General features: G+C 47.6%; 21 protein-coding genes. 11 read left to right on the forward strand and 10 right to left on the reverse strand.

The window, feature by feature from the left end; all coding sequences use genetic code 11:
• The 3 genes from ABY436_RS09370 to ABY436_RS09380 all read left to right on the forward strand — a co-directional run.
• Positions 1-494, forward strand: a 494-nt coding sequence (locus ABY436_RS09370; RefSeq protein ID WP_372738709.1) for a DUF1513 domain-containing protein, incomplete at its 5' end; no start/stop codon positions are given.
• Positions 495-722: 228 nt separating this feature from the next.
• On the forward strand, positions 723-1,022 hold the full coding sequence (locus ABY436_RS09375) for a hypothetical protein (protein ID WP_372738710.1): 300 nt from the start codon (positions 723-725) through the stop codon (positions 1,020-1,022).
• Between the two features lie 176 nt (positions 1,023-1,198).
• Positions 1,199-2,089 (forward strand): DMT family transporter, encoded by an 891-nt coding sequence (locus tag ABY436_RS09380; protein ID WP_372738711.1) that lies wholly within the window; start codon positions 1,199-1,201, stop codon positions 2,087-2,089.
• A gap of 107 nt (positions 2,090-2,196) precedes the next feature.
• Here the strand turns inward: ABY436_RS09380 and ABY436_RS09385 are convergent, their stop codons facing one another.
• The 3 genes from ABY436_RS09385 to ABY436_RS09395 all read right to left on the reverse strand — a co-directional run bounded on the left by ABY436_RS09385 (position 2,197) and on the right by ABY436_RS09395 (position 8,591).
• The gene (locus ABY436_RS09385) at positions 2,197-2,649 is read right to left on the reverse strand and encodes an Lrp/AsnC family transcriptional regulator (protein ID WP_372738712.1); all 453 of its coding nucleotides are present in this window, start codon (positions 2,647-2,649) and stop codon (positions 2,197-2,199) included.
• Positions 2,650-2,709: 60 nt separating this feature from the next.
• Positions 2,710-3,585: a DUF2971 domain-containing protein gene (locus tag ABY436_RS09390; RefSeq protein WP_372738713.1), complete on the reverse strand. Its 876-nt coding sequence runs from the start codon at positions 3,583-3,585 to the stop codon at positions 2,710-2,712.
• A 242-nt stretch (positions 3,586-3,827) separates the two neighbouring features.
• Positions 3,828-8,591 carry an NAD-glutamate dehydrogenase gene (locus tag ABY436_RS09395; protein WP_372738714.1) on the reverse strand — a complete coding sequence of 1,588 codons (4,764 nt, stop codon included), beginning with the start codon at positions 8,589-8,591 and terminating at the stop codon, positions 3,828-3,830.
• A gap of 470 nt (positions 8,592-9,061) precedes the next feature.
• Here ABY436_RS09395 and ABY436_RS09400 point away from each other — a divergent pair, with 470 nt between their 5' ends.
• Complete coding sequence (locus ABY436_RS09400) at positions 9,062-9,445, forward strand: c-type cytochrome (RefSeq protein ID WP_372738715.1); 384 nt, start codon at positions 9,062-9,064, stop codon at positions 9,443-9,445.
• A gap of 69 nt (positions 9,446-9,514) precedes the next feature.
• Here ABY436_RS09400 and ABY436_RS09405 read toward each other — a convergent pair whose 3' ends face one another.
• The 6 genes from ABY436_RS09405 to ABY436_RS09430 all read right to left on the reverse strand — a co-directional run bounded on the left by ABY436_RS09405 (position 9,515) and on the right by ABY436_RS09430 (position 16,620).
• Positions 9,515-11,908 carry a Lon protease family protein gene (locus ABY436_RS09405; protein ID WP_372738716.1) on the reverse strand — a complete coding sequence of 798 codons (2,394 nt, stop codon included), beginning with the start codon at positions 11,906-11,908 and terminating at the stop codon, positions 9,515-9,517.
• A 98-nt stretch (positions 11,909-12,006) separates the two neighbouring features.
• Positions 12,007-12,831, reverse strand: a complete 825-nt coding sequence (gene aroE / locus ABY436_RS09410) for a shikimate dehydrogenase (RefSeq protein ID WP_372738717.1) — start codon at positions 12,829-12,831, stop codon at positions 12,007-12,009.
• Positions 12,832-12,834: 3 nt separating this feature from the next.
• On the reverse strand, positions 12,835-13,749 hold the full coding sequence (hemF, locus tag ABY436_RS09415; protein ID WP_372738718.1) for an oxygen-dependent coproporphyrinogen oxidase: 915 nt from the start codon (positions 13,747-13,749) through the stop codon (positions 12,835-12,837).
• A gap of 30 nt (positions 13,750-13,779) precedes the next feature.
• Positions 13,780-14,337, reverse strand: a complete 558-nt coding sequence (locus ABY436_RS09420) for an L-threonylcarbamoyladenylate synthase (protein WP_372738719.1) — start codon at positions 14,335-14,337, stop codon at positions 13,780-13,782.
• Between the two features lie 83 nt (positions 14,338-14,420).
• Positions 14,421-15,566, reverse strand: coding sequence for a DNA-processing protein DprA (gene dprA, locus ABY436_RS09425; RefSeq protein ID WP_372738720.1), 1,146 nt, complete (start codon positions 15,564-15,566; stop codon positions 14,421-14,423).
• A 13-nt stretch (positions 15,567-15,579) separates the two neighbouring features.
• Complete coding sequence (locus tag ABY436_RS09430; RefSeq protein ID WP_372738721.1) at positions 15,580-16,620, reverse strand: LysM peptidoglycan-binding domain-containing protein; 1,041 nt, start codon at positions 16,618-16,620, stop codon at positions 15,580-15,582.
• 160 nt (positions 16,621-16,780) lie between these two features.
• Here ABY436_RS09430 and def point away from each other — a divergent pair, with 160 nt between their 5' ends.
• From def to ABY436_RS09455, 5 genes are all read left to right on the forward strand, one after another.
• Positions 16,781-17,293, forward strand: a complete 513-nt coding sequence (def, locus tag ABY436_RS09435; RefSeq protein ID WP_372738722.1) for a peptide deformylase — start codon at positions 16,781-16,783, stop codon at positions 17,291-17,293.
• A 66-nt stretch (positions 17,294-17,359) separates the two neighbouring features.
• Complete coding sequence (fmt, locus tag ABY436_RS09440) at positions 17,360-18,385, forward strand: methionyl-tRNA formyltransferase (RefSeq protein ID WP_372738723.1); 1,026 nt, start codon at positions 17,360-17,362, stop codon at positions 18,383-18,385.
• Complete coding sequence (rsmB, locus tag ABY436_RS09445) at positions 18,382-19,686, forward strand: 16S rRNA (cytosine(967)-C(5))-methyltransferase RsmB (RefSeq protein ID WP_372738724.1); 1,305 nt, start codon at positions 18,382-18,384, stop codon at positions 19,684-19,686. The genes fmt and rsmB overlap by 4 nt, the downstream gene beginning before the upstream one ends.
• Before the next feature lie 12 nt (positions 19,687-19,698).
• Entirely contained in the window at positions 19,699-21,075 is a 1,377-nt protein-coding gene (gene trkA / locus ABY436_RS09450) for a Trk system potassium transporter TrkA (protein ID WP_372738725.1), read from the forward strand.
• 15 nt (positions 21,076-21,090) lie between these two features.
• On the forward strand, positions 21,091-22,539 hold the full coding sequence (locus ABY436_RS09455; RefSeq protein WP_372738726.1) for a TrkH family potassium uptake protein: 1,449 nt from the start codon (positions 21,091-21,093) through the stop codon (positions 22,537-22,539).
• Between the two features lie 2 nt (positions 22,540-22,541).
• Here ABY436_RS09455 and ABY436_RS09460 read toward each other — a convergent pair whose 3' ends face one another.
• Positions 22,542-23,438, reverse strand: a complete 897-nt coding sequence (locus ABY436_RS09460; RefSeq protein ID WP_372738727.1) for a lysophospholipid acyltransferase family protein — start codon at positions 23,436-23,438, stop codon at positions 22,542-22,544.
• A 224-nt stretch (positions 23,439-23,662) separates the two neighbouring features.
• Between ABY436_RS09460 and glyQ the strand changes: the two genes are divergently transcribed.
• A complete protein-coding gene (glyQ, locus tag ABY436_RS09465) occupies positions 23,663-24,640 on the forward strand; it encodes a glycine--tRNA ligase subunit alpha (RefSeq protein ID WP_372738728.1) in 978 nt (325 codons plus the stop codon).
• Positions 24,640-26,615, forward strand: a 1,976-nt coding sequence (gene glyS, locus ABY436_RS09470) for a glycine--tRNA ligase subunit beta (protein ID WP_372738729.1), incomplete at its 3' end; no start/stop codon positions are given. The genes glyQ and glyS, both read left to right, overlap by 1 nt.

Below are 26,615 nucleotides of genomic sequence, written 5' to 3' on the forward strand. Positions count from 1 at the left end.
CACTTGAGCAGGTTCGCTTACCTGAGGAGTATCATCAGTCAAGTATCCGCCACCTGGATATTGCCACGGATGGACAGGTACTGATCGCCATGCAATATGAGGGCAACCCTGGTGACACCGTCCCGCTAATCGCTTATCACACGCGTGGAGAATCCATTCAGCCCTTAAGCATGCCTACAGGCATACACAGCCGGCTGCATCAATATTGCGGCAGTGCCTGTTTTGATAGCTCAGGTCAATTCGCTGCTGTATCGTCCCCCAGAGGAAACATTATTACACTCTGGGATATGAAAACCCGGCAATTCAGCAATGCGGTAAAAGTAAAAGACGGTTGTGGCCTTGCCAACACAGGGCGCCCCGGAGAGTTCTTAGTGAGCTCAGGAACAGGCCAGCTATACATGCTCAATGCGTTAACATCCGCCCGGCCTTCGCTACTGGCCGCTGCCGATAACATCCGATGGGATAACCATCTCGCCTTTATCTCCCGGGCTTGAACTATTGATTTAAGAAGCCGGATTATTGAGACCTATCTCAAAAGTTAATCAGATTCTACTGATATAACCCTGCCGAAAGATTTAAGCTGATCAAAGAGCATACACAGGTTGGGGGATAATTCTGTCTGATCAGTTTCGGATGATGGACGGAAATGAGGCAGCGGGAAGCCCAACCTATGGGGTACAGTGCCGGATGTCATTGAGCTGCAAAGCGAAGCCGGAGCTGCCATGCTAGCCTCAAATTGTCTGCAGGAAGTGATGGATATGGCAACCATTGCCGAAATGGCGTATCTCTGGAAGGTTACGCTGGAGCACTATTATCAAGCACCGGGTGCTATCAATATTGCTGTTACCGGCGGAATACACAGCACTGAAGACGTTCTCAAGGCATCGGGCAGTGGCTGGACGTCAATGAATATGAATGACTGGCGCAACTTAAAGGCAGCATGTCATACGCCTATACGTCAGATCCGAGCCGCTATGAGCGCAGTAATTATCTGGACCTGTTGGATTGCTGGGGTCGCTTAAAAGATAACGTTAGCCTCATAAATAACTGAGACTTTCGAAAGCAAAGCAAAGAACTGCTCAAACCTTTATATAAAAGCCTCTTTGCTTTGTTTTCGATAGCTAATAACTGTCTCAACAGCATCACTCAACCTTACAATAGCTTCATTCTTGATCACCTAATGGGATGCTTGCTTGTTATGAACACGTTGAAACCCTCGCATGTACTACTGATTTTAGTCGCGGCTATCTGGGGCTTTGCCTTTGTTGCCCAAAGCACCGGTATGCAACACCTTGGCCCCCACAGCTTCAACGCCGCCCGTTTTTTATTGGGAGCACTGTCACTTGTTCCTCTCTGGTTTATTTTAGGTAAACATAAACTACCCATGACCAAAGACTTGTTCATTGGTGGGTTAGTGGCAGGTACTGTGATGTTTGCAGGTTTTAGTTTTCAACAAATCGGGTTGCAGCATACCACCGCAGGTAATGCGGGCTTTATCACCGGCATGTACATTGTCATGGTGCCTATCGCCGGTATAGCGTTAGGTCATGCTACTAATATGAAAACCTGGGTCGGTGTTATTCTGGCGCTGGCAGGGCTGTACGCGCTCTCCGTTTCAGATAATTTCAGCATCAATAAAGGGGATGCCCAAGTACTCGTTGGTGCATTTTTCTGGACGGCTCATGTGCTTATTCTTGGCTGGCTTTGTCGCAAGGTAGACGCCATCAGCCTATCTATTCTGCAGTTTCTGGTAGCTACTGTGTTAGCCACTGTCATGATGTTTATGCTTGAAGAACCAAGAATGGCGCAGTTTGAGCTGGCGCTATTGCCTTTACTTTACGCGGGTGTCGCATCCAGCGGTATCGCCTTTACACTACAGATCATTGCACAACGCCAAGTCGCACCGAGCGTTACTGCTCTTATTTTATCCACAGAGGCGGTTTTTGCAGTGATTGGAGGCTGGTTACTACTCAACGAGCAACTCACCAGCAATCAGTTCACAGGGTGTGGATTAATGCTACTGGGGATGTTAATTAGTCAATGGCCGGAGCGAAAACCTAAATTAGCCATGGAACAAGGTGCTGTTTAGCTCAAAATAGAGTCTGGCTGCTGGTGCCGTTCAGCGACGGTGGCAAGGGCTCTTTAGCCGACGGCTTAATTATAAGCTTAATTAATGAGCCGATTTTAAACGCCGGGTTAAAGAGCTGAGTCAAAAAAAGTGTCTGGTAGAGCGCGATGCACCGGCGTCGAGAGAATCATCATGGTATTGGTGTCACTCATGTCGCCGAATTGCTCTAATATTTCATCAAGTCTGGCCATTGAAGCGGTGGCCATTTTGATAATAAATGCCTGCTCACCGGTTGTGTTGTAGCATTCGATAATATCCGGGATCGCCAGTAACAGTTCTTTAAACTGGCGCTCCATCGCGCGAAATACTTTACATTGCACAATCGCCACTACCGGCAGTCCCAGCTTATCCATATCAACCGACACGCAATAACCGCTGATAACACCTTCCTGCTCCAGTTTTCGGATTCGCTCAGCAACAGCAGGCGCTGACAGATGCACCTGTTTGCCCATCTCCGCATACGATATACGCGCATTTTTTTGTAAGGCTTTCAAAATACGGCGATTAATATTATCGATCATAAAAGAGCCTCAGCCTCGCTCGTCATAATAAAGCCTCAGCGTTGTGAGTCATAAAAAGCTTCAGCGTTGTCGGTAAGGAATCTGACAATAATCAATTCCTCGTTTAGGTGCGACACCTTCCTTCGCCAGATACATGGACAATGAGTTCATCGACAAACTGATATTGGGGGTCGGACCCAGAAAAATATGCTGTATCTGGAGCTTATCGGCCTTAAGCACCACCAGAGAAAACTCAAAGAAGGGCACCAGCATGGAAGTACCTTCCCGATAGTGGACGGAGGGGTCTTTGAAGTCGGTAACAACCGGCGAAACAATGCGCCACTCCTCCTCCTCCTGAAAAGAGGGGTGCTTTAGAATCGCTGCAATACGTAACAGATCACTCTCGACCTGCTCAAACACTTCGGCAAAAACAATATCATCCCGGCAACCGTGCATTCCACAAGACTCTGCTGCAAGATCTTCAACAAAATCAACTATTTGGTGAATAAGCTGTCGCTGTTGACGACGGTCATAAATGCATTTTCCAACCATAAATGACTGCTGACGGGCACAACGAATGATCTGTTCCGGATCAAAACCAATACTCACACCTTTTCCCAGCTCGCTGTAGCCACGCCACTGGCTGAGCAGATTGCCATTCGCCCGGAAAGACCCGGCAAACAACATGTGTCCGTTGGTTACCCGACCGGCAATCCAGTCAAGGAACTGATTCAGCAGTTTTGGATTGGGGTGGCCCAGAACAATACGTTCATTCACCTCTTCTCTGATCAGCGTCACCATATGATTCAACTCTGCAGAGTCGTTCATATAACGAATATCACTGGCCCATAAAGAACCGCTCCCTACAATACCTAACAAGCCGGTAAATGAGGTGTAATGATAGATAGTTTCATTGGGTATATCGGAATATAGTTTTTGGGTGATTTCGCTAACCATCGGCTGACCTGTTTTATTCGTGCGCTCTCAACTCTGTTGTAACTTTCTCTCAACTTTTTTCACGGTAACACCTTATCAGATTAGCACATTTCAGACGAAAAAAAGGGGCGCATGTTGCCATGCCCCCCGGATATACCTTTAGATATACTTTTACATATACTTCCGGATACTCCTTATTTTCACCCCGGAGGTTCGAGCATTAAAGGTGCAAAGATTTACTCAATACACCCTCTGTAGTCTCATCAGAATTTTTTAGACAGCTCCGTCAGCTCACGAATAACCACCGTGAATGTCGCACTATCGGCAACGGCCGTCGAACGCAGTTCTTCAAGCACATGCTCCCAGCGTTTCAGCCCCTGCGAATTCTTATCTAACCAGCTTTGTGCCAACGTCCGGCCTGTCAGTTCACTGTCACTGCTCAATACCGAACGTGTCAGGCGACTTTGCTGAGTATTCAGGTCCTCATTGAAACCTTCACGTGCCAGTAACTGCCAATGGTTCTGCGGATCAATCTGACGAATGCGCTCGCTGACCCAGTCCAGCTGCAGCCGCTCGCCTAACCAGAAATCAACTTCTGCGGTATTAAGAAGAGGCTGTTTAACCTGATCTGATACCTCGCTGATTGCCAAGGCCGCATAGAGTCGCTCTGCAGAGGTGACCATTGACGCCAGATCTTCAGGAATACCCTCATCAATCAAGCTTTGCCTTTTACCTAACCAAGCCGTTTTTAAGTCACCAGACAGCAGTTCAGTAAAGGAGGCGCTGATCTCTGCAACCGCAGGCTTGAAGCGATCAATTACTTCCTGCAGATTAAAGCAGCCACGGTTGCACACATTGCGCAATAACCAATAGCTGGCACGGCGCATCAAACGCAACATATCCACCATCATGCGTTGCTGTAACTGTGTCGATACGACATTATCTAATGCTTCTATCTGTTCCCAGATCTCACGCAGCCGGAAGACATCACGCGCCACCAGATAAGCTACTGCAACCTGATCAGCAGACTGACCAGCGGTTTCCATCATGCGGTTGGTAAAAGTGATCCCCATGTGGTTAACCATCGCATTGGCAACCTGGGTTGCGATAATTTCCTTCTTCAGCTGATGTTCTTGCACCGCTTCAGGGAAGCGCTCGACTAACAGTTCAGGGAACGCTTCTTTAATCTCATTTTTAACGTAAGGGTCGTCCGTTATCCAGCTTTGAGTCAGCAGCTCTTTAAGCTCTGCTTTGGTGTAAGAGATTAATACCGACAATTCAGGGCGTGTCAGACTCTGATGATTCTGCTGACGTTGCAGCAATGCTTCTGCATCAGGCAAGAACTCAAGCGCACGATCCAGGCGACCCTCACGCTCAAGACGATCCATCAGGCGGGCATACTCATCCTGCGATTTACCGGCATGCTCAAGCGCTAAACTGAGCGCTCTTGCCTGACGGTCATTACTTTTCAGCACCTGTACAGCCACCGCATCGGTCATTTCACGTAACAAGTCATTCCGTTGTTTCACTGTCAGATCGCCATCGACAATGCATTTATTGAGAAGAATTTTAATATTCACCTCATGGTCGGAGCAGTCCACCCCACCCGCATTATCGATAAAGTCGGTATTACAAGAACCGCCATTCAGGCAGAACTCGATACGACCCCGCTGTGTGAAACCCAGATTTCCGCCTTCACCCAACACCTTGCAACGCAACTCATTACCATTCACACGCAACGCATCGTTGGCCTTATCCCCCACATCTGCATGGTTTTCCAGGCTCGATTTCACATAGGTACCGATGCCTCCATTCCAAAGCAGATCTACCGGTGCTTTGAGTAAAGCCGAGATCAGATCGTTCGGAGAGAGCTTATCTTCGTTAATATCAAAGCGCTGCTTCATCTCAGGCGTCAGCGTGATCGATTTTGCAGAGCGCAGGAAGAGGCCGCCCCCTTTTGAAATCAATGAAGTGTCATAATCTTCCCAGCCCGAACGTGGCAGAGCAAACATGCGCTGGCGTTCAATAAAGGTGCTCGCTTCGTCAGGTGTCGGATCAATAAAGATATGCATGTGGTTAAATGCTGCCACCAGGCGGATCTTATCCGACAACAGCATACCGTTACCAAATACATCACCGGCCATATCCCCGATACCGATAACGGTAAAAGGATCGGTCTGAGTATTGATGCCTTTCTCACGAAAGTGCAGTTTAACGGACTCCCATGCACCTTTCGCCGTGATTCCCATGCCTTTGTGGTCATACCCCTGGCTTCCGCCGGAAGCAAAAGCATCACCCATCCAGAAGCCGTAGGACTCGGCAATCTCATTGGCAATATCAGAGAATGTAGCCGTACCTTTATCGGCCGCAACCACCAGATATGGATCATCACCGTCATGGCGCACCACATTTTCCGGTGGAATCACTTCGCCACCTTTTAAGTTATCAGCGACATCCAGCAAGCCACGGATAAAGATCTTATAGCTGGCGATACCTTCCGCCAGGATTTCGTCACGCGTACCGCCCTGCGGCAGACGTTTGGCAACAAACCCGCCTTTTGCCCCGACAGGTACAATGACCGCATTTTTTACCTGCTGAGCCTTTACCAAACCGAGCACTTCTGTACGGTAGTCTTCCAGCCGATCTGACCAGCGTAACCCACCACGGGCAACCTTACCGCCGCGCAGGTGAACACCCTCAACCCGCGGCGAGTAGACAAACATCTCAAACATCGGCCGTGGTTTAGGGATAGCCGCAATAAGATGCGGATTGAGTTTAAATGACTGGTATTCTTTAGGCTCACCCTTCTCATTTAACTGGAAGAAGTTGGTGCGCAGTGTAGCCTTTATCAGCTCAAGAAAGCCTCTGAGGATTTTATCGTCGTTAAGGTTATCAACCTTATCCAACGCATCCAGGATACTGTTTTCTATACGCCCGAGTACCGCCTGTACTTTACCGCGTCCCTGTCGGGATGGCTCAAAGCGAGCGCGGAACAGAGCCACCAGCAAGCGAGTTGCCTGCGTATGACGTGTCATCGTTTCAGCAATATAAGCCTGACTGAAACCAAACCGAATCTGTTTGTTATAACGTGCATAAGCGCGCAACATGGCGACTTCACGCCAATTAAGACCGGCACTCAGCACCAAACGGTTGAACTCATCATTGTCAGCCAGACCTTGCCAGATCGCGGCAAATGCCTGCTGGAAAATATCTTTAACCTGATCCAGTTCAATCGGCGCTGAACCACCGCGATGTGACAAAGAAAAATCATGTATCCAATACGATTTCCCGTTAACGCAGCTGACAACATACGGATGTTCACCGACGACACGTAAGCCAAGATTCTCCAGTACAGGGATAACATCAGAGAGAATCAGTGGGTTTTCGGCTGTAAACAGCTTAAAGCGCAACACCGAGCGTGACTGCTCCAGAAGCCGGTAGAAGCTCATGCTTAACGGCTGTGCGGAAAGCGCCTCCATTTTTTCGATATCATGAACGGCATGCAGTGTCGTAAAGTGATCACGATAAGCGGCCGGGAACGATTCACGATAAATGTTACTGCGGGTTGTGCCCAGCTCTTCACCAAAGGCTTCAATCAAAGCACTCTGCAGATCATCACTCCATGACCGCGACAGCTCCTGTACTTCTGCTTCTAATTGCTCAAGATCCGGGGCCTTCTGGCCTGGATTCACTCGCAATACAAAATGTGTACGTGCCAATACAGACTCACTGAACGAGTTTGTAAATTCTATATCCTGTGCGTTAAACACTTTGCCCAATAAATTCTGTACATTCAAACGCAGGGCAGTACTAAACAGGTCACGCGGCGCGTAATACAGGCAAGAGAAAAACTTTCCGCTCTGATCGGCACGCACCAGTAAGCAAGCACGACGTCGTTCCTGCAGATAAAATATTTTCAACGCAATGTTATACAGCTCCTCTTCTGACGCCAGAAACAGCTCATCACGCGGCAGATCGATCAGCACCTGTTCTAATGATTTACCGCTATGTCCGTGAGGATTAAACCCGGAACGTGCCAGAACGCGTTCAACCTTCTGACGGATCATCGGGATACGCTTAGGCCTTTCGCGGTAAACGGGTGAGGTATATAGCCCGAGAAAACGGGTCGCACCGATACATTCATTCTTCTCATTGAAACGACTGATAATCACCAAGTCCAAATACGCCGGACGGTGCACACGCGAGCGTTCGCCGTGGCGGACAAGACGCAATGGCAGATCTGAAGCTTCGGTTTTATCCAGATGAATTAAATCAGGTAACGTTAAAACGCCCATGCCCGAGTTTTTCTCTACCAGCATAGCATCGGCATGAAACTCAATCTGGTCGCTGGCTAAAAATGTAAAGTGATCTTCAAGTAACCACTCGGTAAACTCTTTTTCCTGCTCATAACCGGCAGCAGCCAAGCCAGCGACACATTCTGCAGCACGCGCTTTCATCGGCAGGAAGTCTTTGACAGAAGCAGAAACAGCGTCCATCGCTGTCATCAACTCTGATTGCAAGCCTTTTAACAGCTCGGGCTCAGTATGGCGATCTACTTCAAGATAAATATAGGATTCGGGGGTACCTTCTCCGGGAGTAGCCAGCTCTTTGAGCACTTCTCCTTCACGATGAACCCAGAGCACGATATTCTGGATAACATGAATACCAATTCCCTGACGATTAAGCTCCATACGAACCGAATCAACAATAAAAGGTGAATCCGTAGCAAGAATTTGTACCACGGTATGGTTGCTATGCCAGCCATGCTGCTCAAGGTCAGGGTTAAACACCTGCACTTTCGCGTGTGACGTATTTAAATGTTTGAGGAAAGACCAGGAAGATAATGTCGCACCATAAAGGGCTTCCATCGGGCGCTGTGCGATCTCGTCTTCAGGAGCATAAGTGAAAAAATGATCAGCAAACTGTCCAACTTCAGGAGACTGCGCGTCTCCAAGTCTTTTGTGGAGCAGTTCTTTTAATTTGACCAGGGTTTTGTTATTTTTTTTATTAGCTATCTCGTTGTCCATTGAGTGTGAGCTCCGCTATTTGCTTATCGGGATAAATGGCATCGATGTAAATCATTACTCGTATTATCAGATCTAGCTGCTTTCAGTATGATATGCCCTGAAATGACGCACATCCAACTTTAGTCGACTCTTTCATAGGTTTCTGCAACATTTCCCCACAATGGCGCAATTTTGATAGTTCATGGCGCTATTCGGGCAACCCTTCCCGAAGGGGGTTCCCCCCCTTGCCACAAGCGTTAACCATAATGGAACAACATATTGATACCCGAAATCATCACCGGGGCTGCGAGGTGCTTTTAAAAGTGTCAGACGACTTTCTTTTTTATTGATCATTAAGCCTGTTTTTACGCCCATCTGCTAATGCATAAAAGTACTTAGGTCTTATAGAACCGGTGCTTTTGTAGAAGAGCCGAACAAAAGCCTTACTTAATATACTGTCTTTACCGTGTTATTGAGAGGGGGGACTCCTTATGAAAGCAACATTACTATCGTCTTTAGTCGTATGTGGTGCATTGGCAGCACCACTATCTGTTCAGGCAGAAGAGGGCGGAATGACAGAAGCAGGTCGACAGATTTTTAACCATAACTGCACCGCATGCCACTCACTTGAACCCAGTAAAAATACTTTCGGGCCAAGCTTGATTGGTATAGTCGGGCGCCAGGCAGCATCAATGCCACGCTTTTCTTATTCAGATGCAATGAAAGACTCTGGCCTCACGTGGACAGAAGATAATCTGCGCAAATGGATTTCAGACAATGATGCACTGGTTCCGGGTACGAGAATGCGCCATGTTTCAATTACAGATCAGGCTCAGCAGGATTACCTGATCAGTTTTTTACGCTCGTTAAAATAGTCATACATACGCTAGTGTGCCAGATATAAATCAGCCGGGCATGTCCCGGCTGATTTATATCTGTTCAATTTACTTTGAATGCTCCTTGCTGGAAATAGTCGCTTTATGTAGCTCTTTGAGACGCTTTACCACCTGATTATTGATACTGCGCTGGGTGAAGCTTCCGTCATTTTTACGTTGTCCGACCGAACGTCCCATGAGAATTTGTAAGCATTCATCAACCGTTGCAACGGCGTAAATGCAGAAATCTCCTCGCGCCACCGCCTGCACGACCGTCTTTTTCAACATCAGGTTACGCACATTAGCACGAGGAATAATGACGCCTTGCTTACCGGTTAAGCCACGTGTTTCGCATAATTTAAAGAAGCCCTCAATTTTCTCGTTAACGCCACCAATCGCCTGCACTTCGCCATATTGGTTGATCGAACCGGTCAGTGCATATTGCTGAAAGATAGGTATATGAGTCAGCGCAGATATCAGCGTGCATATTTCTGCCAATGAGGCGCTATCGCCGTCGATATAACCATAAGATTGTTCCAGCGCGATACTCGCTGACAGGGTTAACGGGAAATCCTGCGCATACTGATGACCTAAGTAACCGGAAAGAATCAAAACGCCTTTCGAGTGTATCGACTGGCCTAGCTGCACTTCACGTTCTATATCAACAATACCGCGATTACCGGGATGTACTGTGGCGGTAATCCTTGCAGGGGTACCAAATGAAACGTCGCCCACCTGTAATACCGTCAGGCCATTACTTTTACCGACCGCTTCACCGTCACTGTCTATCAGTACCGTTTCGTTGAGAATACTTTCAAGTATTTTCTGCGCGAGGCGTCCGGTTCGTTTTTCCTTAGCATCCAGCGCCGTCTCTACATGTTTAGCGTTGATCAGTTCTTCTCCGGCAGCTTTTCGCCTGAAGTCGGCTTCGCACAGCAAGTCAACCAACTCCCCTATGTGCGCAGAGAGAAGGTCCTGATCTCCCGACAGGCGAGAACTTTGTTCAACCAAGCGCGCCACCGCTTCGCGCGTCAACGGCGCAAGGTTTTCTTCGCCCGCCAGTGTTTTCATCAGACGGGCGTAATTTCTGATGGTCGCAGGGGCGCGTTCAACATCTTCGTCAAAATCCACCACCACACGAAACATCTTTTCAAAGTCCTGATCCATCTCCTGTAACAAGTAATAGGTGTCACGACCACCAATCAACACCACTTTAAGATGCAGGGGAACCGGGGCAGGGCTTAAGGTAATGGTACTGATACCCGAGAATTCACTCATCGGATTCTCTATACGAATCTCATGTGCTTTGAGTGCACGCTTAAGCGCCCCATAAACAAAGGGTTGCTCCAACAGTTTTTCGGCTTCCATCACCAGATAGCCGCCATTGGCATTATGCAGAGCCCCGGGACGAATCATCTGAAAATTAGTAACCAGCGCCCCCATATCATTATTGTACTCAACCCGACCAAATAAGTTCTCATAGCTGGGATGCGCTTCAAAAATGACCGGAGACCCTTTAGTTTTACTGTTATCCACCAGTAAGTTGACGCCAAACTGCTCATCCAGCAAGGTACGCCGGCCGTTTTCTGTGCGCGCCTCTATCAGTTTTTCATCATTAATCAGCTCTGCACAATTTTTTACAATGTGAGATTCAAGCTGATTAAAGTAATCCGGTAAGAAATTGATATTATTATATTTTTCTTTAACTGCCTGAATAAGCGGAGAGACCGTTTGGCGCGCTGTCTCACGATCCAGCACCTTCATTCTTTCCGCCGCTTCACGTCGCCATTGGGGAAGCCCTGTCAAACTCTCGGTCAGGTAATCTTCAAGCTCAGAGATGTTTTTTGAAAAGGTATCGCGTGCCTCTTCGGGTAATTGTGAGAACGCCGCTTCATCCATCGCCTGACCGTCAGCAACCGGCGTAAATCCGACAGTGCCAGCATCCTGATAGACAGCAATGCTCTGTTCACGGGCGCGCTTTTCAACGTTATCGATAGCCTGATCATAATAGCGATTAAAATCGCGCTCAATTTTGCTTTTTTTACGTTGATAGGCCGGGTTTTCAAAAACCGCTGGCAACTCAGTCATGATGCTTTCAATCATGCGTTTGTTATCACGCCGTAACTGCGTCGCTTTGCCTGCCTGTAACTCAACCGCTACGGGATAGCGATCATCCAGTAAGTTGTTCAGATAACACCAGTCTCTAGGCTTCTTTTCCTTTTTTGCGATGCCCTTCAGGCTCTCCATGGCAAAAGAGAAACGCCCGGTATGCGGATTACCCATCACAAATAAGTTATAGCCGGGACGCCGCATTCCAACACCGAACCCCATCGCTTCAATGGCACGCTCCTGACCAAAGAAACCATTAAAATTTTCCAGTGTTTCAGTTGTTCTGAAAGGGAGAATGTCGGTATCACAAACTTTGTACAGGGCTTCGGGGGGGAGGGACTTAAGCTTTTCCATCGGTACATCCTGAGCCGGAGAGTTTATAAACCTTATAAACCCTGATCGGCTAGTATGCAAGAAAACGCTGGAAATAAGCGAGCGTTAACGCTTCTAAATCAATGATTTAATATTTGGCTTCGCAAATGATTAATTAGCCCTGCAGTGTCCGGGCGAACACCTCGCCAGATATAAAAAGACTCGGCTGCCTGCTCTACCAGCATCCCCAGCCCGTCAAGCTGCTGATAAGCACCCTGATGCTCAGCCCATCGATTGAACGGGGTTTGGCCAGCGCTGTACATCATGTCATAGCACCAGGTTTTCGGATGGATCATCCCTTCTGGCAAGGTCGGCATTTCGCCCTGCAGGCTTGCAGCAGTGCCATTAATAATCAAATCAAAAGGCCCTTCAAGTGCGTCAAAGGCCGAGGCACTGACATGACCATAGGGAGCAAACAACCCGGCCAGCGTTTCTGCCTTTGATAGCGTCCGGTTAGCGATAACCACTTCTCGCGGGTTCTGCTCCAATACCGGCCTGATAACCCCGCGCACAGCACCACCCGCACCCAGAATCAGGACACGTTTGCCTGCCATTTTATAACCATAATTGTCCTGGATATCGCGTACCATACCCACACCGTCGGTATTCTCCCCACACAATTGCCCCTGATCATTCAGATAAAGAGTGTTCACAGCACCTGCCAGTTGAGCACGCTCAGAGCAAATCTCAGCCATTTTCCAGGCATCTTCTTTGAAGGGCACAGTGACATTAAGTCCTTTACCGCCGTCAGCAAGAAACGCGTCAACGCTTGCCGCAAACTTACCCACAGGGGCGCAGATAGCTTCATACGTCAGTGACTGTGAGGTTTGCTGCGCAAACTCAGTGTGAATCGCAGGTGATTTTGAATGCGATATGGGATTACCAAAAACAGCATAGCGATCCATTTATTATACCTCGAGCCAATGCTGTGGCTGCAGATAGCGCGAGTATAGCTCAGCTTCTTCGCTGCCCGCTTCGGGTTTCCAGTCATACCCCCAGCGTACTTCAGGCGGTAATGACATTAAGATCGACTCTGTGCGGCCACCTGACTGCAAACCAAATAAGGTTCCACGATCATAAACCAGGTTAAATTCAACATAACGGCCACGACGATGCAGCTGGAAGTCACGCTGTTTTTCACCATAAGGCGTTCCGTCTCTGCGCTGAATGATCGGCACGTAAGCGGGAAGATAAGCATTCCCTATTGATTGCATCAGCGCAAAACTTTTTTCAAACCCGAGCTCGTTGAGATCGTCAAAGAATAAACCACCCACACCACGCGGCTCATCACGATGCTTTAGATAAAAGTAATCATCACACCAGGTTTTAAAGCGGGGATAGATATCATCTCCGAAAGGATCACAGGCGGCCTTGGCCGTCATATGCCAGTGACGGCAATCATCATCATTTCCATAATAAGGCGTCATATCAAAACCACCACCGAACCACCACACCGGATCTTCACCCTCTTTCTCCGCAATAAAAAAACGTACATTGGCATGCGAGGTAGGTATGTAGGGATTCCGTGGGTGCATGACCAGAGAGACACCCATCGCTTCAAAAGTACGGCCTGCCAGCTCAGGGCGATGTGCCGTTGCCGACGCGGGGAGGGCATCGCCAAAGACATGTGAAAAATTGACACCGCCTTTTTCAAAGATCCCGCCATCAACAATAACACGGGTACGACCACCGCCGCCTTGAGGCCTATCCCAACTGTCTTCGATGAACTTTTGTTGACCATCAGCCGCTTCTAACTCCTGACAGATACGATCCTGAAGGTCTAATAAGTAACTTTTTACTGCGTTAATATCGGGTGCGGACATAGCCTGTCTGTCTCCAGTGTCAGTCGAATATTATGAGCGGACTACGCGGCTATCACGCAGATCCTGTATGGTTGTTGGTTGTGCCAAATCACCCAGTTTTCCTGGCAGGTAATAATCCAGTTTTTTACCGAAGTAAGTATTCACTCTCAATAGAGACCTTGCAGGTTCAGCACTTGAAGGATTAGCAGACGTTGACACAATCGGCCGGCCGAACGCTTTGCAGAGCAAAATAACGCCCGGATGAGCACTCACCCTAACCGCCACTGATGAATGTTTACCTTTTATCCACGACGGAATAATATTATCAGGATCAGGAAGCAACCATGTGTTTGGCCCAGGCCAGCTTGCCTGTAAGCGCTCAAGATGTTCAGGTGCCAATCCTCGCAACAAGGGTTCTATCTGTGTCATGCTGGCGGCCACCAGAATAACCCCTTTATGTACAGGGCGCCGCTTAAGTGCCAATAATCGCCGAACGGCTGTTTCATTATAAGGGTCGCATCCCAAACCCCATACCGCCTCGGTCGGATAGGCAATCACTCCCCCGGCATGTAATGCTCTGGCAGCCTGTGAATAATGCCACTGGTTCATGCAGGAAACTCTCTGATTTAAAGCCGGAAAACTACCTGTTTCGTCTCCGAGTTGCAACTCTACCTATGTACATCAACGCTGCATTAACGGATACGCCGATAGCCTCCGCCAATCGATTCTACCCACCCCAAAAGCTCCAATTCTACTAAATCGGACTGTAGAGAGGACAGCAAATTATTGTCGGGCAGGCCTAATCTGGGAACGATTTCTTCTAATAATGTTAACGAAAAATCGACCGTATTCAGAATTTTATTTTGATCAGGCGATAAATTATTCTGAACATCGCTTGGCTCTTGCTGCGACACCTCTCTGAGGACACCGAGCATGACAGCCAACTCTTCCAGCATATGCTCGACAGATTCGACCAAAACAGCCCCTTCGCGAATTAAAGAATGACAGCCTCTACTCCCTGGATGATCTATTGATCCTGGTAATGCAAAAACTTCTCTGCCTTGATTCATGGCCATTCTTGCCGTAATAAGCGAACCACTCTTTAATGCGGCCTCTACAACGAGCACACCGGTAGATAAACCACTGATAATCCGATTTCTACGCGGAAAGTGCGCCGCTAAGGGCCCGCTTCCCGGGAGGAGCTCGGTCACCAGTGCCCCCCCCGTGTCTAGAACTTTTTCAGCAAGCTTTTTGTGGCGCACTGGATAAATACGATCGCTGCCAGTACCCATCACTGCTACCGTAGGCAGCTGCAAATCAACAGCGGCCTGATGAGCCGCGCCATCAATACCTAATGCGAGTCCACTGGATACCACAAAGCCTGCTGCAGAGAGGGCGCGTGAGAATTGATAAGCATGCCGCAGCCCTGCAGCGCTGGCATTTCGACTACCAACAATCGAGACCATCGGTAAATGCATTGCATCCATATTACCTTGCACAAACAATATAACGGGGTGATCAGGTGCTTCTCGCAGCAGGGCAGGATAGGTATCGCTGTCGGACAATAAACATTCGACGTTTATTCTCTGTAATTTTTCTAAAAATTGGTTCGTTGAATCCCACAGATCACCGCGTTGCATCACATAACTCTGTAGCTGAGTAATCTGCAGACGGTTAAGTCGGGGAAAGGGAAGTGTATCTGAAGTTAAATGCTTTTCGCTGTGACCCGCTACCAGTCGCTCAGGTGTCCATTTTCCTCGGAAAAGTTTACCCAGGGTTGCCGGTCCAATACCGGGCAACTGACTGATAGCGATCCAGTCCTTTGGATCGCTAGGCATATCATTCTCTTATTTAATACGATTCGAAATCAGGTGAAACAACAGTATCGCCAATAGACAACACATTGGTGGCTGTCATGACCAATCCATAGCTCACTTTCTCAAAGGTTTTAAAGATCATTAACGTGCCAGCCTCTTCAGCAGGGAGCGTTATCTTTTCTTTGGTTAGTGGGTCAGTAATTGTCTCACCACGCGTTGATACAATAAATACGTGTCCCGACTTCAAGCCCTCACGGTTTCCCCTGTTAATGGCCACTGCATCATATCGCCCAATCTTAGTCACGCCACGTAAAACCGCCAGAATCTCCCCTTTAACTTCTACAGGAGCCGCCGCTGGATAGAATACCGACTGAATTCGAGTCTCAGGTGAAGGGATAACACGATCCATTACACGCACTTCTTCCCGGGATTTAATGAGATCCAGGCTGGTAATATCATCGCTCAACGCCGTAATACGAGCTTCAGCTACTTTTAATAACTCATATCCCAATAGTTCGTTAGTATCAGGATCTATGTATTCCTTAGCAGGACGATAGACATTCTGCTCGATGTGCCCCTGATCGATCTCACCACGCGCATAAATTCTGTCGCCTGCACCGGAAATAATGCGCGCATTGCGACCACCCAGGACATAAGGTGTCAGCCTAAGCAGCTCGTCATCGAGTACAACATTGTCGCTAAGGAAAGCATACAGATCTTTCAAAGGAATAGCAGGAATAGCGTTATCAAGCTTAGACACGCGGGCACGAGGCTGCATTCTGTTATCTTTTAAACGCAATTTTGGCTGCCCATTTACCCATGTCAGGTAAAGAACATCTCCAGGATAGATCCAATGAGGATCATCAATCTGCGGATTGACATCCCATAGCTCAGGCCAACGCCATGGCTTTTTCAAAAAATGTCCGGAGATATCCCATAGAGTATCTCCTTTAACAACCACATATTCTTGCGGATGATTTTCTTGTAGCTGTATCTGATCAGCCCTTGCTTGTACTTGTATAGGCGTTGACAGAGCAAGCCATGAAGCCAAACATATACCCAACAGTTTTTTCATCTCAGTTCCCTTGCTGAGTGCCCGGAATACTCCATTGCACATCTAATAAACAACGGTAAACGACAAATGCATCGTAGCGCTATATCAGTATAATAGGTTAATTGATGTTTTGTGCCGAATATGGCGCTTCTCTATAACTTTCTGAAGAATATGTGATTTTATGGCTCTGTTAACCGTTCTTGAATTCCCTGATCCCCGCCTGCGTACCATCGCAGAACCTGTTGCGCACGTTGACGATGAGCTGCGCAGCATCATCGATGACATGTTTGAAACCATGTACGACGCCCCTGGTATTGGTTTGGCGGCCACTCAGGTCAACATTCATCGTCAAATCATTACTATTGATGTATCAGAAGATAATAATGAACCATTAGTATTGATTAACCCCTCTTTCGAAGTTATTTCTGGTGAACTGGAAGAGATGCAGGAAGGCTGCTTATCTGTTCCCGGTTTTTACGAAGAGGTCAAACGCCCGAACCATATCCGGGTAAAAGCACTTGATCGAAATGGAGAGAGTTTCGAAATGGAAGCGAACGACTTACTCGCCGTTTGTATTCAGCATGAGATAGACCACCTGAATGGTAAGCTGTTTGTCGATTACCTCTCCACACTGAAACGCAACCGCATACGCTCCAAGCTGGAGAAAATACATAAACTTGAACAAGTGAACTAAGCTTATTCAATACTGATTATCAACAGGCTTGCGTTATGCAAGCCTGTTTTTGTTTATGGATACCACATGACAACACCATTAAGAATAATCTTCGCTGGCACGCCCGACTTCGCAGCAAGCAGTTTAGCCGCACTAATCAACAGTGAGCATCAGGTTATTGCCGTATACACGCAACCGGATCGTCCTGCTGGCCGGGGCCGCAAACTAAAAGCCAGCCCGGTAAAGTCGCTTGCCACTGAAAATGATATCCCTGTTTTTCAGCCGCAAAGCCTCAAAGGCGGCGCTGAGCAGGCAGAGTTGGCCGCACTTAACGCAGATCTGATGGTGGTTGTCGCCTATGGTTTACTCTTACCAAAAGCGGTATTAGACATACCCAGGCATGGATGTATAAATGTTCATGCATCATTACTGCCTCGCTGGCGTGGCGCCGCACCGATACATCGCTCACTGCTGGCGGGGGACGCAGAAACCGGCATTACCATCATGCAGATGGACGAAGGGCTTGATACGGGAGACATGCTGTATAAAAGTAGCTGTGACATCCAAGCAGATGATACCAGTGGTAGCCTGCATGATCGCTTAGCTGAGATAGGGGCCACAGCGCTGATCGAGACACTTGGCATCATCCAGATGGGACAACTCAACCCCATCAAACAAAATGATGCGGATGCCTGTTATGCACATAAGCTAGAAAAGCAGGAGGGGCTGATTAACTGGTCTGATAATTCAGAAGTCATCTGTAGGCAAATAAGAGGGCTGTCACCCTGGCCCATCGCTTACACTGTACTCGAAACCAATAACATACGAATATTAAAAGCATCACCATTCACTGAAGGACCGTCTGCTACTACAACGGCAATCACCGAAACCACGCCCGGCACTATTATCGAAACACGTAAAGACAGCATCATCGTTGCCTGCGGTAACGGTACGGCATTAGCGATCGAGCGTTTACAGCTGCCGGGAGGAAAGCCTCTTCTTACTCGGGATGTGCTTAATTCCCGCAAAGAGCTCTTTTCGGTCGGCGTGATTTTAGGTGCGAACTCAGATAAAAGTTCAGGTGACGAGTTGGGTATAGGATTAGGCAAATGATCAATGTACGCGGCCTTGCCGCTTTAGCCATAGCCCCTTTACTAGAAGACAAGGGGTCGTTAAAACAGACGCTGACAGAATCACTTCTACGCTGTGACGATAAGGACAGGGGGCTTTTAAGGCAGCTCTGTTATGGCACAGCAAGAAATTACCCAAAGCTCCAGCTAATTGCTGACACTTTACTTGAAAGACCCATTCGTAAATCGGACACGCATATACGCGCACTACTTTTAGTAGGGCTATATCAGCTACTGGAAATGCGCATTCCAGCGCATGCAGCGATTAGCGAAACAGTTGAAGCAACCCATCAGCTCGAGGCGGCAAGAGCCAGCGGTTTGCTCAATGCCATCCTTCGGCGCTTCAGCCGGGAAAAAGATCAAATCATTGAATCTTTATATGATGAACAAGTATTTCTATTTAATCACCCTAACTGGTTTATAGAAAAGCTAAAGCATAACTGGCCAGAATTTTGGCAAGAAATTTTAATCCAAAATAACTCCCAGGCTCCAATGACAATCCGCGTTAATCAACTGCATGTTTCACGTGAAACATATCTTTCACGATTAGAAAGCGCAGGCATTAGCGCAGTGCCTTGCGCGTACTCAACGCAGGGTATCACGCTAAGTTCAGCTGTCGATGTACACGAACTACCGGGGTTTGCTGAAGGTGATGTCAGCGTCCAGGATGAAGCAGCACAACTGAGCAGCTCTCTTCTGGCCGCACAAGAGGGTGATAAAATTCTGGACGCTTGCGCAGCGCCAGGAGGAAAACTTTGTCATTTACTGGAATCAAGCCCGAATATTTCGGTTGATGCTCTGGAGATATCGCCGAAGCGCGCGGATAGAATTAATGAAAATATTGAACGATTAAAGCTTAACGCACGAATCATTATTGCGGATGCAACATCAACAGAATGGTGGGACCAAAAAGAATATGACAAAATTCTGGTTGATGCACCCTGTAGCGCCACGGGTGTGATTCGTCGTAATCCGGACATCAAAATCCTGCGCAAAGCGGAAGAGATACATCAACTATCCAGTCTGCAACTAAAAATACTTAATAATTTATGGCGTATGCTGAAAAGGGGTGGGACACTGGTTTACGCAACCTGCTCAATATTTCCGCAGGAAAATGAACGACTCATAGAGCGCTTCATAAAAGAAAATAGTGACGCGATCCATATACCCATTGACGCAAGCTGGGGCCTTGAACGCCCCTTTGGCAAACAGCTATTCCCACAGCCAAATGGGCATGATGGTTTCTTTTATGCCACGCTGAAAAAAGCTACCGATCCAATTTAGCGGAATCAACGGATGAAAATAGTTATTCTTGGGGCTGGCCAGGTTGGCGGCACACTGGCAGAAAACCTGGCAAACGAAGCAAATGACATCACTATTATTGATACCGATATCAATAGACTTCGTGAACTGCAGGACAGGCTAGACATCCGAACCGTTGAAGGAAGCGCGTCCTATCCAAGCGCGCTGGCACAAGCCGGCGCACAGGATGCTGACATGTTAATCGCAGTAACGAACAGCGATGAAGTCAATATGATTGCCTGTCAGATTGGCCAGACGTTATTTAACATTCCCACAAAAATTGCCCGTGTTCGTGCGCATGACTACCTCCAACAAGACAAACTACTGTTCAATAAAGATGCGCTGCCTATCGATGTACTTATCAGCCCGGAACAGCTGGTCACGCAGCATATCAAGCGGCTGATAGAGCAACCTGGCGCATTACAGGTATTGGATTTTGCTGATGGTAAGGCTCAACTTGTTGCAGTAAAAGCTTATTATGGCGGACCATTGGTAGGAAGAGAGATTTCCTACCTGCGGACGCATATGCCAGCAGTAGATACACGCGTTGCTGCAATATTCCGACAAGGTAAACCCATTATTCCTCAAGGGAGTACTGTCATTGAAGCAGACGATGAAGTGTTTTTCATCGCTGCTAAAAAAGATATCCGTGCGGTAATGAGTGAACTGCGCCGACTAGACAACCCTTATAAACGCATCATGATTGCGGGAGGAGGCAACATTGGCGCCAGATTGGCGAGCAATATCGAAGCAGACTTTCGCGTTAAAATTATTGAGCGGAGCATGCCACGGTGTAACCAGCTAGCCAGAACATTAAACAACACCATAGTATTAAATGGCAGCGCCTCGGATAAAGAGTTACTGCTAGAAGAAAATATAGAAGACACTGATGTGTTCTGCGCCCTGACAAATGATGACGAAGCCAACATAATGGCATCCATGCTGGCAAAACGACTGGGTGCAAGAACGGTCATGACGCTTATCAATAACCCCGCTTATGTAGATCTTGTACAGGGAGGAGTCATTGATATCGCCATCTCACCTCAGCAAACCACCATTGGGGCTTTGCTGACTCATGTCAGACGTGGCGATGTTGCCGCCGTTCACTCCTTAAGGCGCGGCGCAGCAGAAGCATTAGAAGCAGTTGCGCATGGCGATAAACGAAGCTCAAAAGTGGTTGGCCGGACCATTGAAGATATAGATCTACCTCCCGGTACAACCATCGGTGCAATCGTGCGGCACGATGAAGTACTCATCGCGCATGACGATGTTGTCGTCGAAAACGGAGATCATGTGATTTTATTCCTGGTAGATAAACGACGAATCGGTGAAGTAGAGCGACTATTCCAAGTCGGTCTTGCATTCTTTTAATTCTGAGATCTGGCTATGCACTATCGCGTTATTCTAAGAATTCTGGGCATACTCCTCATGGTGTTTAGTATCACAATGCTGCCACCCATAGGAGTGTCTATCTTTTATGATGACGGCCATGATTACGCCTTCGTTGGCGCATTTGCCATCACACTGATAACAGGATTTTTGATCTGGTTACCTGTTTATCGCGTGAGACAGGATCTACGAACACGGGATGGTTTTTTAATTACTGTCTTGTTCTGGGTGGTATTAGGCTTGTTCGGGGCAGTGCCCTTAATGCTCTCAGAAAGCCCACACCTAACGGTGGTAGATGCCGTATTTGAATCACTCTCCGGGCTAACGACGACCGGGGCGACCGTCATGACCGGCATAGACATTATGCCCAAGTCTATTCTTTATTATCGGCAACAACTCCAGTGGTTAGGTGGCATGGGTATTATCGTCCTGGCTGTCGCCATACTTCCGATGCTAGGTATCGGGGGAATGCAGCTGTATCGCGCCGAAACACCAGGCCCCGTTAAAGACAACAAACTTACACCTCGCATTACAGAAACGGCAAAAGCGCTTTGGTATATCTATTTATCTCTGACGGTGGCCTGCGCCTTAGGATATTGGGCAGCAGGAATGACCTTGTTTGATGCGATAGGACATAGTTTTTCGACAGTAGCCATCGGCGGATTTTCCACACACGATGCCAGTATGGGTTATTTTGATAGCGCAACTATCGAGGCGATCTGCACATTTTTCATGGTCGTATCAGCAGTCAACTTCAGCCTTCACTTCTTTGCCTGGCGACAGAAATCCATATTACATTACTTCCAGGATCCGGAATTCCAATTCTACGTTGGCATATTGGCAACCGTCAGCATGATCACAATGTTTGCTCTGATCGGGACGGAAACATACGCTCCGGTTGAGTCAATGCGAAAATCTATATTCATGGTTGTCTCAATTGCCACTACAACAGGATTCTCAACAGCCGACTTTGCTCACTGGCCGGCCATGCTTCCTTTTATGCTGTTTGTTGCAGCATTTGCAGGTGGTTGTGCCGGATCAACAGGTGGAGGCATGAAGGTCATTCGGGTACTTCTGATCTTAAAACAGGGCCACAGGGAGATTATGAGACTGGTACACCCCAATGCTGTCATCCCGGTAAAACTAGGCAACAAGCCTATTTCAGATAGAGTGCTTCAAGCCGTATGGGGATTCTTTTCAGTCTATTTGATAGTATTTATCATCATGCTGATTGCACTACTGGGAACAGGACTTGATCAAGTAACCGCCTGGTCAGCGGTTGGTGCTGCGCTAAACAACCTGGGACCAGGGCTTGGAGACGTGGCCGTCAATTATGGAAACCTCAACGAAACGGCTAAATGGATTCTGTGTTTCGCAATGCTTCTAGGGCGCTTAGAGGTGTTCACACTATTGGTATTATTTACGCCAGCCTTCTGGAAGCGCTAAAACTATCGATTCCGGTAAGGACTCAGAAGGCCTTCAGGTTGATGATTAAAGCGCTTATATTCCCACTGATACTGCGCTGGTAAAGCACGCACACAACGCTCTACAGAGCGATTCATGCCTTCTACTGCCAGTACCAGATCCTTATCATAAATAGAAGGATCTGCTTCAACAAAATGCAGGTTAAACCCTGCTGCGTTTTCCAATCGTTCAGCATAACCGCAAATAACCCGGGCCCCCGTTTGCCTTACCAGCTGTGCCAGTAGCTTCATACTATAGGCGGGCTGGCCAAAAAAAGGGGAGTATACACCTCCGGCAGAAGGCTCCTGATCAGGCAATATGCCAACCATCTCGCCCCGTTTTAAAGCCTTCATTACAATTCTGACACCCGATGAATTGGCGGGAGCAAGCTTAGTCCCTAAACGGGCGCGCATTTTTTTTATCATATCGTCCATCAATTTTAATTTTGGGGGACGGTACATAGCAGTTAACGTATAACGTTCTGACAGGTAGAGGTTAAGGACTTCCCAATTACCCAAATGCGGCGCTATAACAATTACTCCCGAACCATGTCGTAAACTGTCGTTAACCAGCGCTTCGTTATTAACCTCTTTAATCGTTTTAAGAGTGCGGGCTGGCGGCCACATCCATGACATCCCCATTTCTGAAAACGTTTTACCTGTTTCGATAAGGCTCTCTTGTATCAGTCTGTTTCTTTGCTCAGATGAAAGCTCGGGAAAACATAGCTCAATATTAATCTTTGTAATTCTACCCAAGACCGAATTCTGGTTTTTTTCTGCGCGTTTACCGATGAATGCACCTATTGATTGCGCCCATTTAAGAGGCAATAAAGACATCAGCCCCAGAACTGCAATCGCAACAATAGCTTTTATTTGCTTCATCAGACGGCCTCAAAATAAAAATATCATTATATATAATTAAGATAAAAAGAATTTCATAAATTGGGTTTTCAAATAATTTTTGTGTTTTTAACTATCTGAAATAAAAGTAGTAGACAAAAAAACCGCATGTTTAGTGTTTTCGGCCACACCTGTTTAGTTTTGAAAAGGAAAAAGAAAGCCAATGGTGTATAATTTAGCGCTAATTTTTTCACTCTCTTTCATAAATGGTGGTTCCCGTGACGGACAATGTGACTCCGGATGTAAGTACGTTCCAGGGCTTGATCCTGGCACTTCAAACCTATTGGGCCGAGCAGGGCTGTGTCATTATTCAACCGCTGGATATGGAAGTAGGCGCAGGGACATTTCATCCCGCCACCTTCCTACGTGCAATTGGTCCTGAGACATGGCGTTCGGCTTATGTCCAACCCAGCCGCAGACCCACCGATGGCCGCTACGGTGAGAACCCAAACCGCCTGCAGCATTACTATCAGTTTCAGGTAGCCCTTAAGCCATCCCCAGACAATATTCAGGAGCTTTATCTTGAATCACTACAAAGAGTGGGTGTTGATCCACTGGTGCACGACGTCCGATTCGTAGAAGATAACTGGGAGTCACCTACATTGGGCGCATGGGGATTAGGCTGGGAGATTTGGCTTAACGGAATGGAAGTATCTCAATTCACATACTTCCAACAAGCAGGCGGCCTTGAATGCTACCCGGTAACGGGTGAGATCACTTACGGTCTAGAGCGTATTGCCATGTACTTGCAGAACGTCGATAGCGTTTATGATCTCATTTGGGCAAGAAGTCCGGATGGCAGCGTAGTAACCTACGGTGATGTCTTCCACCAAAATGAAGTGGAACAATCAACGTATAACTTTGAGCATGCGGACGTGCCGAAGTTGTTCGAGAATTTTGATCATTACGAAGCAGAATGCAACAAACTCTTAGCTGTGAATCTTCCACTTCCAGCGTACGAACAAGTCCTGAAAGCTTCACACACGTTTAACCTGCTTGATGCTCGCCACGCCATCTCCGTTACAGAGCGGCAACGCTACATTCTACGAGTACGCACATTAGCTCGCGGCGTAGCTCAAGGATATTTTGAGACACGTAAAGCATTAGGCTTTCCATTAGCGCCAGAAGCATTGCGAAACGAAGTACTGGCTGCACACATAGCCGAAAACAAGGAGGAAAAGTAATGACGAACCGTGATTTCCTTGTAGAGCTGGGAACTGAAGAGTTACCACCCAAAGCCCTGAAAAGCCTTTCCGCTGCTTTTACTAAAGGTATCGTAGATGCACTCTCTAAAGCCAATATCAGCTTTGAGGATGTAACATCATATGCCGCACCACGCCGTTTAGCGGTAAAAATTTCTGCGGTCAGCAGCCAACAGCCGGATAGTGATATTGAAAAGCGGGGCCCTTCATGCAAGGCACCCCAGAAAGCCATTGATGGATTTGCGCGCTCATGCGGTATCGAGTCTTCAGCGTTACAAGTACTGGAGACAGACAAAGGCGACTACTTTGTATATCGCACAACAGAGAAGGGCGCCGATACTGTTTCGTTGCTGCCTGGCTTTGTACAGGACTCAATCAACGCACTGCCTATTCCCAAACGTATGCGCTGGGGCGCAAGTCGTATTGAGTTCGTAAGACCTTCTAAATGGCTGGTAATGCTGTTTGGCGATGAAGTGATTCCTGCAACTATTCTGGGACTTACTACAGGCCGCAAAACGCGCGGTCACCGTTTCCATTATAATCACGACATTGAGTTAATGGCCGCGTCTGAATATGAAGACAAATTGCTATCACCAGGTTATGTGATTGCTGACTTTGCCATCCGCCGCGCAAAAATAGAAACACAAGTGATTGCCGCCGGCACAACACTAGGTGGTGTTGCAGAAATTGATCCTGAATTGCTTGATGAAGTGACAGCACTGAATGAATGGCCAGTAGCTTTGACTGGCCGTTTTGAAGAACGCTTTCTGGATGTACCCGCGGAAGCACTGATCCTGTCCATGAAAGAAAATCAGAAATACTTTCATGCGGTCGACACGAACAACAAGCTATTACCTTATTTCATCACAGTAGCCAACATTGAATCCAAAGACCCGCAGCAAGTGATCGAAGGGAACGAAAAGGTTATTCGACCACGTTTGGCAGACGCCGCTTTCTTCTTTGAAACCGACAAAAAAACTACATTGGAATCCCGCGTGGAAAAACTTTCCAGCGTTGTTTTCCAGAACCAACTCGGCACTGTCTACGATAAAGCCATGCGCATTTCTGAACTCGCGGGCTACATTGCCGGACAACTCGGTACAGATGTCAGCCATGCCAAACGGGCCGGTTACCTTGCCAAAGGCGACCTGCTGAGCGACATGGTGTTTGAGTTTACCGACCTGCAAGGCCTGATGGGATATCACTACGCACTGCATGACGGCGAACCTGAAGAAGTAGCATTAGCTATTAACGAACAGTACCTTCCTAAATTTGCCGGTGACATCCTTCCGCAAAGTGACGCAGGAATCGCCGTAGCGCTGGCTGATCGCCTCGACACACTAACCGGCTTGTTTGGCATCAAGCAGCCACCTACAGGCTCTAAAGACCCGTTCGCGTTACGCCGTGCTTCTTTGGGTACGTTACGAATTCTTATTGAGAATAAGCTGAGTCTTGACCTTAAAGACCTGGTTACAAAAGCCGTTTCATTACATGCAAACCTGCCCGCTGCCGATACGGCAGCAGCACAAGTGACTGACTTTATGCTCGAGCGCTTACGTGCATGGTACGAAGACAAAGGCGTATCAATCGATAGCTACCTCGCCGTCGTTGCAGTCCGGCCAACCCAGCCGCTTGATTTTGACAAGCGCGTTAATGCAGTTAATAGCTTCAAAATGTTGCCTCAGGCAGCCTCTCTTGCAGCAGCAAATAAACGTGTTTCAAATATACTGGCAAAAAATAAAACTGATGCAGAGATCACTGTAGACGCATCACTATTAAGTCAGGCCGAGGAGATCACTCTTCACAACAGCGTAGAAGCTCTGCAGAAACGCGCACAGCCATTCTTCGATGCGGGTGACTACACATCCGCACTTGCTGAATTGGCATCGTTACAAAGTGATGTTGATGCTTTCTTTGATAGCGTCATGGTGATGGCTGAGGAAGAAAACGTGCGCAA

Source organism: Neptunomonas sp. (genome assembly GCF_041601355.1).
Lineage (GTDB): Bacteria > Pseudomonadota > Gammaproteobacteria > Pseudomonadales > Balneatricaceae > Neptunomonas.